This window comes from Brachyspira sp., assembly GCF_029258575.1.
Lineage (GTDB): Bacteria > Spirochaetota > Brachyspiria > Brachyspirales > Brachyspiraceae > Brachyspira.
The window spans coordinates 42,613-58,699 of record NZ_JARHYI010000017.1 but is presented as its reverse complement, the minus strand read 5'-3'; the positions used below and the strand labels follow the sequence as shown (position 1 = coordinate 58,699).

8 protein-coding genes and 2 pseudogenes are annotated in these 16,087 nt (G+C 27.8%); 5 read left to right on the top strand and 5 right to left on the bottom strand.

Annotation, left to right across the window (positions count from 1 at the left end):
* On the top strand, nucleotides 1–1,623 hold a 1,623-nt coding region (locus Q1J76_RS01370; protein ID WP_300365644.1), incomplete at its 5' end, for a DNA methyltransferase.
* 151 nt (nucleotides 1,624–1,774) lie between these two features.
* Here Q1J76_RS01370 and Q1J76_RS12450 read toward each other — a convergent pair.
* Nucleotides 1,775–2,157: pseudogene (locus Q1J76_RS12450) on the bottom strand (terminase large subunit domain-containing protein); the annotation flags it as partial.
* 841 nt (nucleotides 2,158–2,998) lie between these two features.
* Between Q1J76_RS12450 and Q1J76_RS01355 the strand changes: the two are divergent.
* The 4 genes and pseudogenes from Q1J76_RS01355 to Q1J76_RS01340 all read left to right on the top strand — a co-directional run.
* Nucleotides 2,999–3,270, top strand: a pseudogene (locus Q1J76_RS01355) (phage portal protein); the annotation flags it as partial.
* Between the two features lie 393 nt (nucleotides 3,271–3,663).
* Nucleotides 3,664–5,037 carry an MATE family efflux transporter gene (locus Q1J76_RS01350; protein WP_300365635.1) on the top strand — a complete coding sequence of 458 codons (1,374 nt, stop codon included), beginning with the start codon at nucleotides 3,664–3,666 and terminating at the stop codon, nucleotides 5,035–5,037.
* 136 nt (nucleotides 5,038–5,173) lie between these two features.
* On the top strand, nucleotides 5,174–6,802 hold the full coding sequence (locus Q1J76_RS01345) for a peptide ABC transporter substrate-binding protein (RefSeq protein ID WP_300365632.1): 1,629 nt from the start codon (nucleotides 5,174–5,176) through the stop codon (nucleotides 6,800–6,802).
* 36 nt (nucleotides 6,803–6,838) lie between these two features.
* Nucleotides 6,839–8,443 (top strand): peptide ABC transporter substrate-binding protein, encoded by a 1,605-nt coding sequence (locus Q1J76_RS01340; protein WP_300365629.1) that lies wholly within the window; start codon nucleotides 6,839–6,841, stop codon nucleotides 8,441–8,443.
* A gap of 61 nt (nucleotides 8,444–8,504) precedes the next feature.
* On the opposite strand, the gene Q1J76_RS01335 is transcribed toward Q1J76_RS01340, so the two are convergent.
* The 4 genes from Q1J76_RS01335 to mfd form a co-directional block, all read right to left on the bottom strand.
* Complete coding sequence (locus Q1J76_RS01335) at nucleotides 8,505–10,385, bottom strand: PTS fructose transporter subunit IIABC (protein WP_300365626.1); 1,881 nt, start codon at nucleotides 10,383–10,385, stop codon at nucleotides 8,505–8,507.
* A 22-nt stretch (nucleotides 10,386–10,407) separates the two neighbouring features.
* Nucleotides 10,408–11,325, bottom strand: coding sequence for a 1-phosphofructokinase (gene pfkB / locus Q1J76_RS01330; protein ID WP_300365623.1), 918 nt, complete (start codon nucleotides 11,323–11,325; stop codon nucleotides 10,408–10,410).
* A gap of 15 nt (nucleotides 11,326–11,340) precedes the next feature.
* Nucleotides 11,341–12,084 (bottom strand): DeoR/GlpR family DNA-binding transcription regulator, encoded by a 744-nt coding sequence (locus tag Q1J76_RS01325; RefSeq protein WP_300365620.1) that lies wholly within the window; start codon nucleotides 12,082–12,084, stop codon nucleotides 11,341–11,343.
* Nucleotides 12,085–12,274: 190 nt separating this feature from the next.
* Nucleotides 12,275–15,985, bottom strand: coding sequence for a transcription-repair coupling factor (gene mfd, locus Q1J76_RS01320; protein WP_300365617.1), 3,711 nt, complete (start codon nucleotides 15,983–15,985; stop codon nucleotides 12,275–12,277).
* Between the last annotated feature and the right edge of the window lie 102 nt (nucleotides 15,986–16,087).

The window sequence follows — 16,087 nt, the reverse complement described above, 5'->3', positions numbered from 1 at the left end:
CAACAAGCAACAAGCAACAAGCAACAAGCAACAAGCAACAAGCAACAAGCAACAAGCAACAAGCAACAAGCAACAAGCAACAAGCAACAAGCAACAAGCAACAAGCAACAAGCAACAAGCAACACTTTAAATAAAAATCAGAGTTATGTAAATAAACTTTTCTATGGGGATAATCTTGATGTAATGAATAATAAAATCCCTAATAATTCCATAGATTTAATATATTTAGATCCGCCTTTTAATTCCAACAGAAATTATAATATGATATATACAACTAATACGGGGCAGCCTGTACCTGAAGGTGCTATAGCATTCTGCGATGCTTGGGAACTTACAGAAGATAAGCTTGATGAAATTAAAGAATTTGCAAATGAGCTTGAAACAGAAGATAATAATAAAGAGTTTGCAGATTTTTGGAATGCTTGGGTAAAAGTATTAAAATATCAAAATCCTAAAATACTTGCTTATTTGGTATTTATGGCTAGAAGATTAAGAGTAATGAGATATAAATTAAAAGATACAGGCTCATTGTTTTTACACTGCGACCCTACTGCCAGCCATTATATAAAAATAATTTTGGACGGTATATTCGGATATAAAAATTTTATCAATGAGATCATATGGAGCTATCAAGGTACAAGTCAGTCTAAAAGATTTTTTAAAAGAAAACATGATGTTATATTTTTCTATTCAAAGAACAACAAATTATATTATTTTGATGCCGAAGCAGCGTCTGAACCTATTAGCGATTTTTCAAAATCCAAATATAATAAAGAAGATGAAAATGGAAAATATAAAGAAATTAAACATAAAGACGGAAAAGTTTATAAACAATATATAAAAGAAACTATGCGTATGCGTGATGTATGGGAAATACCCATTATTAATGCTATGTCTAAAGAGCGTATGGGATATCCTACACAGAAGCCAACTGAATTATTAGAAAGAATAATAAAGGCTGTAACTAAAAAAGGGGATATTGTGATGGATCCTTTCTGTGGATGTGGTACTACATTAGATGCTGCCCAGCAACTTAACCGCAAATGGATAGGTATTGATATATGCATGCTTTCAGGTTCTTTAATAGAACAAAGATTAAAAGATAATTATCCGCTTGTAATAATGAAAGGCAAAGACTACACTATAGACGGAATACCTGTTACTATGGAGCAGGTTAAAGAATTGATACATAAAGAAGATACAAGCAAAAATGAAGGACGCTATCAGTTTCAGTATTGGGCTATAGAAAGAGTAAAAGGATTTGCATCTTCTAAAAAAAGCGGAGATGGAGGAATAGACGGCTCTATATATTTCTATAAAGATGATAAAAAAACATTAGGAAAAATGATTATTTCTGTCAAAAGCAGTAAAACTGTAACAGTAAGTATGATTAGAGATTTAATAGGTACTATGGAAAATAACAAAGCTGATATGGCAGGCTTTATTTGTTATGCTAAACCTACACAAGATATGTTCAATGAAGCAAGAAGAGCAGGATATTTTAAACTGCAGTATAATATATTTAATACAGAATATCCTAAAGTACAAATATTAACAATTGAAGAAATATTAAATAATAAAGATTTTGAACTTCCATTCACAAGATTATTCAAAAAATCTTAAATAATAAAAAAACAATATATTTAATATGTAGTTGCAATTTGTTTAAAACTTTATTATTATGTATTTAATTTGAATAGTCTTATCTTATGCATAAGACAAGACATTTTTAAACCAAAATCAGAATTATATAAATAAAAAAGAATATTTATATGCAGAAAAAACAATAATTACCAATTCCAGATGAAAAAGTAGTTTTTCCATTTTTCCTGCTTACCTGAACATAAGCCTTTTTAAATCTTCTTAAATTATTGTCCTTTCTCCTCCATCCGAATATGCTTGCTATTATAAACTGTTCCCAAGGCTCTAGTATGATATTATGATTTGTCAATTCTCCTTTTGTATGTACTAAAGATTGTATAAACATTATAGGGCATTTATCTTCATCTTCATTAAAATAAAAGGATAATCATTATTTTGATGAAGTCCACCTTTGGCGTTAGATTTTTCTATATCGTCCAAATGTATTTTTACAGATAAAAAAGCAACTTGACAAACAGGCAGTTCTTTATTTATATATTCTTCATAGGTATACATATAATATATAAAAAATATAAATGTTTATAACTTTTTACAGAACATACTTGAAAACTATTAACATAAAAACAAATTATGATATAATAAAGTTATCCTAATTAAAGGAGTTGCTTACGGAAGCCTTAGAGTTTCTAACAGCAATTTATAATTAGTTGGCAATATTATAACATTAATTAATAATCAGAAATAAGATTATTAGCTGTTAAGTCGGCTAAACTCCAGCCATGGCTTCTATAGGTAATATAATAATCAAAAATAAAGGAGCTGTCAAGATGAATATAGAAAATTTAAATACTTGGCTTGAACTTTTAAGAAGCGTGCTTTTTTTAATAGTTGTAATTCAGATGTTCGGCAAAAATAAAAAGGAGAGCAAATAATATGAATATACAGACATTAACATTTATACTAAATATTATTACCTGCATGCTTTTAATAACAGTAATCATTTTGAATATTCTAAAAAAACGAGGTTAAAAATGTCTGAAGAAAAAAATGGGGCTGTGCTAGAGCAGGAGTAGGAAGAAAAAAGAAAGAAGGAAAAGATAAAACCTATGTTATATTTTTCAGAATAAATGAAGATGAAAACAATTTATTAAAGAAATATGCTGAAGATAATAATTTAAGCGTAGGATTATTTTCTAAAAAAGTAGTATTAAAATCTATAGGAATTGATAAATGATATATTCAGGCAGTTTAAGAGAAGAGGATTAAAAAATAAAATAGCTTCATATTTTTTTAATGATTTTGACAGCACTAAGATAATAAACAAAGCGAGTCGAAGCAGGTTCTAAATTTATTTACTGCATATTATTTAGCGTAGGCGAGCATAAAAATAATAAAAATAGGATACAGTCCAATATCTATGATGCATAAGCAAATAACTACAGGACTTTATCAAGACAATTTTGCTTTAGACTTTTTTCTAATGTGGTTAAAAAAGTACCAATAATTTCACATCCGCAGAAATTAAGTAAAGAAGCGAAACAAAATCTCAAAGAAAGTTTCAGAGAGGCTTGGAAAAAAGGTATTGTCATTCTTGAATAAGGAATGAAAATAGACACTATCACAATGAACTTATCAGATACTCATTTTTTGGAAATCAGAAGATTTTCAAAGGTATTTTAACAATAAAAAATTTTAGAAATATTAATCCCATATTAACTAATAAAGATGCAGTTAGTAGAGAAAATGATGCTATACGCGAAAATAAAATAATAACATCTTTATGCAGTTTCTCAAAAATCATAGTATATTGATTGACGGAGATAAATTCAAAGAACTTACTAAAAATACTAATTTGAAAATAATATAGCTTAAAGATATAAATTCTAATTTTATTACTATATAAGATTTATTTGATGATGATAAAAAATTATAAAATAGATAAAAATAATAAATATTGTTTTTAAAAAATCCATAACATTTTTTCAAAAAATTTATTTTCTTATTGATATAATAATATTTATTTTTTATAATAAAGGCATTAAAAATTATAAGCAGTGAAATATGAATGATCAATCAGTGTTAAAATCAAATGAGCTTGCAAATAAGCCTGTGGGAAAATTACTATTTCAATTAGCACTTCCTGCTATAGCTGCACAAATAATAAATGTTCTATATAATGTAGTTGATAGAATGTATATAGGACATATTCAAGATATAGGTGCTACTGCTTTAACAGGTGTAGGTGTAACTATGCCTGTTATAATGGCGGTATCAGCATTTGCCTATCTTATAAGTATGGGAGGCTCTCCTCGTGCTTCTATTATGATGGGAAAGCAGGATTATAATAAGGCAGAAGAAATAGTTGGAAACTGTACCATGACATTAATAATTATTTCTTTGGTATTAACAGTAATACTGATTTTATTTGCCAAACCCTTTCTTATGTTTTTTGGTGCAAGTGAAAATACCATTACATATGCAATGAGATATTTAAGAATATATTCAATAGGCACGATATTTGTTCAATTAGCTTTGGGGCTTAATGCTTTTATAACGGCACAGGGAAAAGCGACAACAAGTATGCTTACTGTTTTGATAGGAGCAGTTATTAATATAATATTGGATCCTATATTTATATTTGTATTCAATATGGATGTAAGAGGTGCTGCACTTGCTACTATTATATCACAGGCTGTATCTTGTATATGGATATTATACTTTATGACTTCAAAAAGGAGTATTTTAAAATTAAAATTAAAGTATTTAAAAATATCCCCTAAAATAATAATTCCATGTTTAGCTTTAGGTTTTTCACCATTTATAATGCAATTTACAGAAAGTATTTTATTCATATCATTTAATAAATCTCTATTAAAATACGGCGGAGATTTGGCTGTGGGTGCTATGACTATATTAAGCAGTATTATGCAATTTTCTTTTCTTCCTATAATTGGACTTACTCAGGGAGCTCAACCTATAATAAGCTATAATTACGGAGCTAATAATATTGATAGAGTAAAATATGCATTTAAAATACTTTTGATAAGCAGTTTATCTTTTTCTACTTTAATGTGGATAATATCAGAATTTTTTCCATATCTTTTTGTAAGAATATTCACAAGCAATGAAGAACTTATATATTATTCTATTTGGGCTTTAAAAATATATATGGCAAGTTCATTAATATTTGGGGCACAGACCGCATGTCAGCAAACATTTGTAGCTTTGGGAAATGCTAAAATATCTGCATTTTTAGCTATATTAAGAAAAATAATACTACTAATACCTCTTATATTCATACTTCCTTTATTTATGAAAAATAAAGTTATGGCTGTATTATTAGCAGAGCCTATAGCAGATTTTTTTGCCGTATGTACTACAATAACATTATTCACAATATATTTCAAAAAATTAACGAAATTAAGTGTCAATTAAAATTTTTTATTTATAAATAAAAAAATAATAAGGTATTTCAAACTTATAAAATAATAACATAAAAATAGCATTTGACATTATATGTTATAAACTATATACTCACAATATAATAAAATATCATTTATGGATAAATAGAATGCTCAAAAAATATTTTATACTGTTAATTATATTAATATATGCAATAATATCCTGTTCAAAGATGGAAAATAGTATAAGCAATTATAATCATTCAAACAAATATTATTCATTGCAAATTAATATAGGAGAAGAGCCTCATATTATGGATCCTAGTATAAATGTTACTTCAGATACATTAATATATTTAAATCATATATTTGAAGGATTAGTAAGTAAAGATAAAGACGGAAAAATAATACCTGCTGTTGCAAAAAGTTGGAATGTAAGCAGCGACGGTCTTGTATATACATTTAATCTTAGAGATAATGCATATTGGTCTGATGGAAATCCTGTATTGGCTAAAGATTTTGTTTATTCTTTTAGAAGATTATTTGATCCTAAAACCAAAAGTAAATTCGCTTATCAATACAGTATAATAAAAAATTCTAAAGAAATTAACAAAGGAGAGATAGAATCAAAATATTTGGGAATTGAAGCTATAGATGATTATACTTTAGAAATTGTTTTAGATGTGCCTTCAACATATTTCTTGGAGATTTTAACTTCTCCTACTTTTTATCCTTTGAGAAATGATATAATAAAATTAAATGAAAATAATTGGACTGAAAAACCTGAAACTTTTATTGGAAATGGTCCATTTAAAATTGTTGATAGGAAATTGGATAATTTTATTATTATGGAAAAAAATACATATTATTGGAATAGTAATGAAATTATACCAAGCAGATTAGAATTCATATTAAAAAATGATTCTCTATATTCTTTGAATGCTGTAAAAAAAGGTGTTTTACATTTTTCCAGACATTTTCCAATAGAAGATATAAAAGAATTAAAAGATTTGGGATATATACATGATGTTCCTGTAATATCAACATATTTTTATTTTATTAATACAACAAACAAAGCATTATCTGATATAAATGTAAGAAGAGCCTTATCACTTTCAATAGATAGAAATTATATAGTTGAAAACATCACAAGAGCTGGAGAAAAACCTGCAGCTGCATTTGTTCCGTATGGGATATATGGTTTCTTTGGAGGTTTTAGGGAGAACGGAGGCAACTATATAGATATAAGTGAGGGAAATTATAAGAATGATGTTAAAAAGGCACAAAGACTTATGATGCTTGCAGGATATCCAAACGGTAATGGTTTTCCTGTTATAACTTTCAAAACTACTCATGGAAGAAACAGAAATATATTTGAAGCCATTAGAAAAATGTGGAAAGAAAATTTGGGAATTAACGTTGAAATAGAAGAATTAGAATCTGCAGATCTATCTTCTGAAAGATTCGCTAAAAATTTTGATATTGCAAGCGACAACTGGAATGGAGATTTTAATGATCCTATAAATTTCCTTTCTGTATTTTTGAGTTCATCTCCAAATAATAATAGTTTATACAGTAATAAAAGATATGATGACCTTATAAAAACGGCAACATTAATTACAGATACATCTCATAGAATGATGACTATGCATAAAGCTGAAGAATTATTGATGACTGATATGCCAATAATACCAATATACTTTGCAAGCGAACCTATATTGATATCTCCGAAATTAAAAGGAGTTCAGTATGATTCTATGGGACAGCATAATTTCTATAAAGCTTATTTAGAAGACTGATATACAATATATTATTAATAAATTAGGAGTACAAAAATGATAAAAAAAATATTTACTCTATTTATAATATCTGTATTATTTATGATATCCTGCTCCAATAAAAAATCATCAGAAGATGGAATATCTATATTTATCAATACAGGACCAGAACCAAATACTATAGATCCTAGTATCAATGTTACTTCAGATGCAGTATTTTATTTGACACATGCATTTGAAGGTTTAGTAGAAAAGGATATGAATGGTAAATTAACAGCAGGAGTAGCTGAAAGTTGGGAAATAAGTGATGACGGACTTACATATACTTTTAAGCTTAGAACGAATGCTAAATGGACAGACGGAATGCCTGTTACAGCTAATGACTTTGTATACTCTTGGCAGAGAGTTGTAGATCCTAATACTGGAAGTCAGTACGGATATCAGCATGAACCTGTCAAAAATGCTAAAGCAATAACTGCAGGAAGTATGCCTAAAGAAAGTTTAGGAATAAAAGCGATAGATGATTATACTTTGGAAGTGCAATTGGAAGCACCTACTGCATATTTTTTAGAGCTTTTAAGTTTTCCTACTTTTTACCCTTTAAGAAAGGATATTATAGAACAGTATGGAAATAAATGGACTTTGAATGCTGATAGTTATATAGGAAACGGAGCTTTCAAACTTATAGAAAGAAATAGAGATCAAAGCTTAGTAATGGTAAAAAATACTAATTATTGGAATGTAGATACAATAGTACCTGATAAAATTACATTCGTTCTTATGGAAAATGAAACTGCTTCTGTAGCTGGTGTTAAAGCTGGGTCTTTACATTTTGCAAGATCTTTCCCAAGACAGGATATAAAAACATTACAAAATGAAGGACTTATAGTAATTAAGCCTAGAATATCATCATATTATTATTGTTTGAATTTAACTAATAATATATTAAAAGATATAAGAGTAAGAAGAGCATTATCCCTTGCTATAGATAGAAATTATATAGTAGAACAAGTAACAATGGGAGGAGAAAAACCTGCAGGTGCATTAGTACCTTATGGTATATCAGATTATGAAGGTGATTTCAGAGAAAATGGCGGAGAATATATAGATATAAGCAAAGAGGGATATAATAAAAATGTTGAAGAAGCTAAAAGATTAATGGCTGAAGCTGGATACCCTAATGGTGAAGGTTTCCCTGTTATGGAATTCAAAGCTGATCCAGGAATACATGTAAAAATATTTGAAGCTATTCAGCAGATGTGGAAAGAAAATCTTGGTATTGATGTAACTTTAACTCAAGAGGAATGGGCTGTATTTTTACAGACAAGATATGACAGAAATATCACTATGGCTAGAGGAGGATGGAACGGAGATTTCGATGATCCTATAAACTTTATGACTTTATGTATAAGTTATTCTCCTAATAATTATAGTGTTTACAGTAATAAAGCTTATGATGATATGATTAATGAGGTTATGCTTTCAGGAGATCAAAAATTTAGAATGGAGACTATGCATAAAGCAGAAGAATTACTTATGAAAGAAGAGGCTATAATACCTATATACTATTATACAGAACCTTTGCTTGTATCTCCAAAACTTAAAGATGTTTACTATGATTCTTTAGGATTTCACAAATTTCATCACTGTTATTTAGAATAGTTAAATTTTTAATAAAAAGATAGGCTGGTTATTTTACCAGCCTTTTTTATAAGATATATGCTTAATCATTTAAAGGTTTTTTAATAAATCCAAGGATAAAAGCTGTAATCAAAGAACCTATTACTATAGCAAGTAAATACATTATAGGATTATTAACTATAGGAAGAACGAATATACCACCATGAGGGGCTCTAAGTTCTATATGAAAAGCCATAGATAAAGCACCTGAAACTGCAGCTCCTATTATACATGAAGGAATGACTCTTATGGGATCGGATGCAGCAAATGGTATTGCACCTTCTGTAATGAATGAAAGTCCCATAATATAGCAAGTTTTTCCAGCATCTTTTTCATCTGAAGTAAATTTATTTTTAAATATTGTAGTAGCTAATGCTATACCCAAAGGTGGAACCATACCTCCAGCCATAACGGCAGCATGAGGAGCATATTGTCCTGATGATATCATTGCTATTCCAAATGTGAAAGCAGCTTTATTAATAGGTCCTCCCATATCTGTAGACATCATAGCACCAAGTAAAGCACCTAGAAGTATTAAATTTCCTGTACCTAAATTTTTTAGAAAATTTGAAAGTCCTGCATTTATAGCGGCTATAGGCTCAACTATAAACAAATACATAATAGCACCAGTAATGAATATACCAAATAAAGGATATAATAAAACAGGTTTAATTCCCTCCAAACTTTCAGGTAATTTACTAAATATCTTTTTTAATAAAAGAACTATATACCCTCCTAAAAATCCTCCTATTAATCCGCCCAAAAATCCGCCACCACTATTCAATGATATTAATCCTCCAACCATAGAAGGAGCAAATCCAGGTCTGTCAGCGATACTCATACCAATAAATGCTGCCATTACAGGGACCATCAAAAAGAAGGCATTAGCTCCTCCTATATCGCTTAAAAGTTTAGCAAAAAAGTTGTATGAAGGATCATCTGGATTACTTGCCTTAATACCAAACATAAATGAAAATGCTATCAATATACCTCCACCTACAACAAAAGGAAGCATATTAGATACACCAGACATCAAATGTTTATATATTCCTGTTTTTGATTTTCTTGCCAATTTATTTGAAGTTTGATTATCATCATAATTGCTATGATATATAGGAGCCGTTTGATTTACAGCATTATTTATCAATCTTTCTGGATCTTTTATAGCTTCTTTTACTCCTACTATATCAACATTCTTTCCTGCAAATCTTTCCATAGCTACATTTTTATCTGCTGCTACTATTATAGCTTTTGCATTTTTTATCTCATCTTTTGTAAGTTCATTTTTTACTCCACTTGAACCATTAGTTTCTACTTTTATAGTTATATTTAATTCTTTAGCTTTTTTAATTAAAGCATCTGCTGCCATATAAGTATGAGCTATTCCTGTAGGACATGCTGTTACTGCTAGTACTTGATATGAATTATTATTTATACTTCTTTGCTGATTTAATGATGAATTTTCATTATCTTTTTCAGCATTTTTTATCAATATATTAAATACTTCTTCTTTAGTTTTTGCACTTAAAACTGACTCTCTAATATCATCTTCAAGAAGTAATGTTGTTATTTTCGATAATAATTCTATATGAGCATCATTAGAATTTTCAGGAGCTGCTATCATAAAAAATAAATGAGAAGGCTTACCATCTAATGATTCATAATCTACACCTTTCTTTGAAATACCTATTGCAATAGTAGGAATTTTTACGGCATTAGTTTTACCATGAGGTATTGCTATACCATCTTCCATACCTGTTGAACTTTGAGATTCTCTTTTCAATATCTCCTTTTTAAACTCTTCTTTGTCATTTAATTTACCGTTATTATAGAGAATATCAATCATTTCATCTATAATTTCAGACTTTGTTTTTCCCTTTAGATCTATATTGATGCAATCTAAAGCTATAACATCTTTCAGCATTTTGTACCTCCAACTAATAAGATTAATTAATTTTTGTTATTTCAGTTTTTAATAAAAATTTATTCATATTTTCAAAGTCAGTTAAACCTTCAGAACATGCAGTAGAACTTCCGCTTGCTATAGCATATTTATATGATTCAGTAATACTAAGATTTTTACTAATACCATAAACCATACCAGCAATCATAGAATCACCTGCCCCTACAGAACTTATCAATTTTCCCTCTGGAGCATTGCCTTTATAAATTTCATCTTTTGTTACAAGTATAGAGCCTTCCTTACCTAAAGATACTATCACATTTTCACTGCCCTCTTTTATTAATTCGCATGCATACTTTATAATATCTTTCTCTGTTTCTATTTTAATATTAAAATATTCTCCTAATTCTTTTTTATTAGGCTTTGTTAGAAATACTCCTTCTCTTAAACCTATCTTGAATGCTTTATCTCTTGAATCTAAAATTACTCTTATATTTTTATTAGCTGTTAATATGATATCCCTATATATTGTACTTTCAACAGAATTGGGAACACTTCCTGATAATACCAATATATCATTTTCTTTAACATTATTTTTTATAAAACTTAATAATTCATCTATATTTTCTTTTGAAATATTCGGAGATTTTCCTGCTATTTCACTTTCTGTTTTAGAAGTTTTTAATTTTATATTTATTCTAGTATCATCTTTTAAATAAATGAAATTTTCTTTAATTGAATATTCTTTAAGATGCTTTTTTATATAATCTCCTGTAAAACCTCCGCAAAAGCCTAATGCCAAAGATTCAATATGAAATTTTTTTAAAACTTTAGAAACATTTATTCCCTTGCCTCCCGCCAATGTATAAGCATTATTAACTTTATTCAATTCTCCCTCTTCAAAATTATTCATATCTATATAGTAATCTATAGCTGGATTTAATGTTAAAGTATATACCATAAGTCATTCCTCACTTTATTGATTAACAATATATAAACCTTTCAATTTATTTTTTATATTTATATCTATTTCCTTTGCATTTGTTATTAAATATGACTCATCTAAATTATAAAAATTAATCAAACTCTTTTTCTGCAATTTAGATTCATCGCATAAAAAATAAGTTTTATCAGCTTTAGAAGCAGCAGCATTTTTTATTAAAGCTTCTTCACTGTCTGGCGTAGAATATCCATCAATATCTATACCATTTGCTCCCATAAAGGCGAAATCAAAATTGAAATTTTTTATAGATAAAACAGCATTCGCTCCTACTAAAGCTCCTGTAAGCATTTTCATTTTTCCGCCTATTAAGTAGGTTTCTATTTTTTTATTATAAAGTTCTTCTATATGACTTAATCCGTTGGTTACTGCTTTTATATTTTCTATACCAGATAAATATTTAATCATAGCAAATACGCTTGTTCCTGCATCTAAATATATGATACTACCGCTATCAACTAGAGAAGCTGCAAATTTTCCTATTTTTTCCTTTTCTTCTGAATATATTTCTTTTTTATAAATTAAGCTCTCTTCCTGATTATCTATAAGTATAGCACCACCATGAACTCTTCTTATCTTTCCTGCTTTCTCAAGAAATGTTAAATCTCTTCTGATTGTAGCCTCTGATACATTTAATCTTTCTATTAACTCTTCTATTTTGATATTTTTCTTCTCTTTTATAACTTCAAGAATTAATTCATATCTGCTTATTTTCAGCACTTTTATAATTCCTTTATTTTTAATATGTTCTCTATATTAATAATTATATAAAAAACATATTATAAATCAATCAAAATCAATCAAAATCAATCAAAAATAATTATTTTTAATCAAAAAATACAAAAAAATCTATATTATGTACTATTTGTATAACAACATAATATAGATACAATAATTAAATTATTAATAATTATTTATTTTTATTTAACTTTATTAATTTAGGCACTTTTTTTGAGAATGTTCTTTTTCTAGTATTTTTATTATTTTTTAAATTAGCTTCGGCTATACTCATTTTATTATTTTCTTTATCTTTTTTATCCTCTTGCTGATTATCTTTTGAATTAAAATATGCAGTACCTTCTCCTTCTATTTCTAATATAATATTTTTTATTTTATCAAGCTTCCAATCCAAACAATTTTCTTTTTCATATACAACAGGAATTATTAATTGATTAAGATTATCTTTATCGAAGTACACTCCAGAGTTAGAAGTATTTATTAAATTGATAACCTTATCAGTATCTATTTTAGAATATTTATCAAGCTTAACATATATATTATACTGTCCTTCTATTACGGATAATATTCTTACCCTTTTTAATATTACTTTAAGTCTTGCTACATCAAAAATATCTTCTAATTCTTTAGGTAGCTTTCCATATTTATCTATCATAAAATCTCTTGCATAATCAATATCTTCATCGCTTTGAGAACGCATTATAAGTTTATAAGCTGATATTTTTTCTTTTGAATCCGTTATATAAGAATCTGGAATAAATAAATTATGCTTCAAATCTATAACAGTATCGAATGTAACTTCTTTTATTTCACCCTTATATTCATTGGTAGCCTCTTCAAGCATTTGAGTATATAATTCATAACCAACCTGATATATCATTCCAGACTGCTCTTTACCCAAAATATTTCCAGCTCCTCTTATCTCCAAATCACGCATAGCTATTTTAAAACCTGCTCCCAAATCGGTATGTTCTGAAATAGCTTCAAGCCTTTTATAAGCCACCTCTGTAAGTGCCAAATCGCTAGGATAAAACATATAGGCATAGGCTTCTCTGTCGCTTCTTCCTACCCTACCTCTAAGCTGATAAAGTTCTGATAAACCTAATTTATTTGCATTATCTATTAATATAGTATTAGCATTAGGTATATCTATTCCATTTTCTATTATAGTAGTTGAAACTAAAATATCATATTTATGATTAATAAAATCAGCCATTATCTTTTCTAATTGATTGCCTGTCATTCTTCCATGTGCTACGCATATACGAGCTTTAGGACAAAGTTTTTTTATCATAAGGGCGAATGATTCTATTGTATCTATTCTATTATATAAATAAAATACTTGTCCTTCCCTCTTTAATTCTCTATCTATGGCATTAACAACAGTATCTTCACTGAACTCTGCAACAAAAGTTTTTACTGGTATTCTATTTAATGGAGGAGTTTCTATTATACTTATATCTCTTATTCCTGTTAAAGCCATATTCAAAGTTCTAGGAATAGGAGTAGCTGAAAGAGTTAATACATCTGTTTCCAATCTTAATTTTTTCAAAGCCTCTTTATGTTTTACTCCGAATCTCTGTTCCTCATCTATAACTATAAGACCTAAATTTTTAAACTCTATATCTTTAGATAAAAGCATATGAGTACCTACTATCAAATCGCATGAACCCATTTTTAATAATTCTTTATTTCTTTTAGCCTGCTTGCTAGTTACAAATCTATTCAAAACTTCTATTCTTATAGGAAAATCTTCGAATCTCTTTTTGGCATTATTATAATGCTGCTGAGATAATATAGTTGTAGGACATAGTATAGCACATTGCTTGCCAGCCATTATAGCTTTAAATACAGCTCTGAATGCCACTTCAGTTTTACCGAAACCGACATCACCGCATATAAGCCTATCCATCATTTTACCACTTTCCATATCCTCTTTTATATCATTGATAGCCCTTAATTGATCAACTGTTTCTTCATAATTAAAAGAAGCCTCAAAGTCATCTTGCCATTGAGTATCCGCTCCATAAACATTTCCTCTTATATTAGATCTTATAGCATAAAGTTTTATTAATTCTCTGGCAGTAGCCAATGCATCTTCTCTAGCCTTGCTCTTTATTTTATCCCAAGCACTTCCACCAAGTAATGTTAATTTAGGAGCTTCGCCATGCCCTGATATATACTTCTGTACAAAATTCATCTGCTCTACAGGTATATAAAGTTTATCCCCTTTGGCATATTCTAATGTTATATAATCTTTTTCTTTACCATTAGAAAGTTTTCTAGTAAGCCCCAAATATCTTCCTATACCATAATTAACATGAACAGCATAATCTCCTACATTCAAATCTACAAATGTTTCTATCAAATTCTTATTAACTTTAGGTATTTTACGAACCTTTTTTCTCTTTCTTCCAAATACTTCCCAATCTGCCAAAAATATTGTTTTGATATTATCCTTTATGAAACCTGAAGAAGCCTGTGTTGTAATTATATAAAAATTATTTTCATTCTTTGAATAGTCTTTTTTTATTTCAGGCTCTGCATCAATATCTTTGATAATAAATTCTTTAACAACTTCTTTTGAATCATTTAAATTATTTGTATCATTTTGTAAATTATCTTTTTTATATTCTTCATTTTTTTTATTTTCCGATTCTGGTGCTATTATTATAGGAGATAAATCCTTCATTATCTCATAGAATCTATTAGCCTGATCATAATGACCTGTAGAGAGAATAATTAAATAATCTTTTTCTCTATATTCTTTTACATAATCTAAAAAATCGGTTAATCTTGATTTAAAAGATAAGCCTTCTGAAAAATTGAATTTATGTATATCGGTATCAGTTATAAAAGGAGATATATTAATAGATTTTTTTATAATTTCAGCAAAATAATTATTATCAATATAAAGACTATCAATATCGCCTATCATATCAAATATATTATCTATATCATTAAAATTTTCTCTTATAATGTCTAAAATATTTATCAATTTACTTTTTAATTTCAAAGCATCATCTATAAATATATAACCATAATCAAAATAATCAAATATAGTTTCTAAATTAGAATAAAACATAGGAAGTAAATTTTCACTTCCAGCAAAATATTTTCTTTTAATTATATTATCTCTTAACTCATCATTTATATTTAAATTATTGTTTATAAAATCTTCAACTTGATTATCACTATAAACAACTTCCCTCACTGGATAAATAATAATATCATTTACATTCTTAAAAGATCTTCCATCTTCTATATTGAAAAGTCTTATACTCTCAATCTCATCATCAAACATCTCTATTCTAATAGGATTATCATATTCTACAGAAAATACATCTATGATACTTCCTCTTACAGAAGCAGTGCCTTTCTCAGCAACTTCCCTCTCTATAACATATCCCAAATCGTATAATGTAAGTCTAAAATTATCTAACTCCAATTTATCGCCTACATTCAAATGTACTAGTAGTTTATCTAAATCGTTTCTACATACTATTTTTCTAGTGATGGCATTAATAGTTGTTATTATTATACATTTTTCTTTATTGATTAATTTATAAAGAATATTGATCCTATCCTGTGCTATATCAGTAATAGGAGACATTTTTGTAAATGGTACTGTATCATAATCTGGGAAATAATAATTTGGTATATTATAAAAATTTAAAGACTGACTAAGAAGCATAGCATCACTTTCATTCTCTTTAACTATTAATATACTATTCTCTTTAAATACAGATGCAAAAAATAATGCATCACTTCCACCTTTAAGTCCTGTTATGCTCTTTGTATTTTTTATATCAAAATTTGAATATTCTTCGCTTTTTATAAATCTGTCAATTAATTCATTATATATCAATTCATTATTATACATATTGCTTTTACCATTTATATGCGGTATAGAAAATTTTTATATATAATAAATATTATTTTATTAAATAGCAATAGTTTAAAATGAAAACATAATCAATTTAAT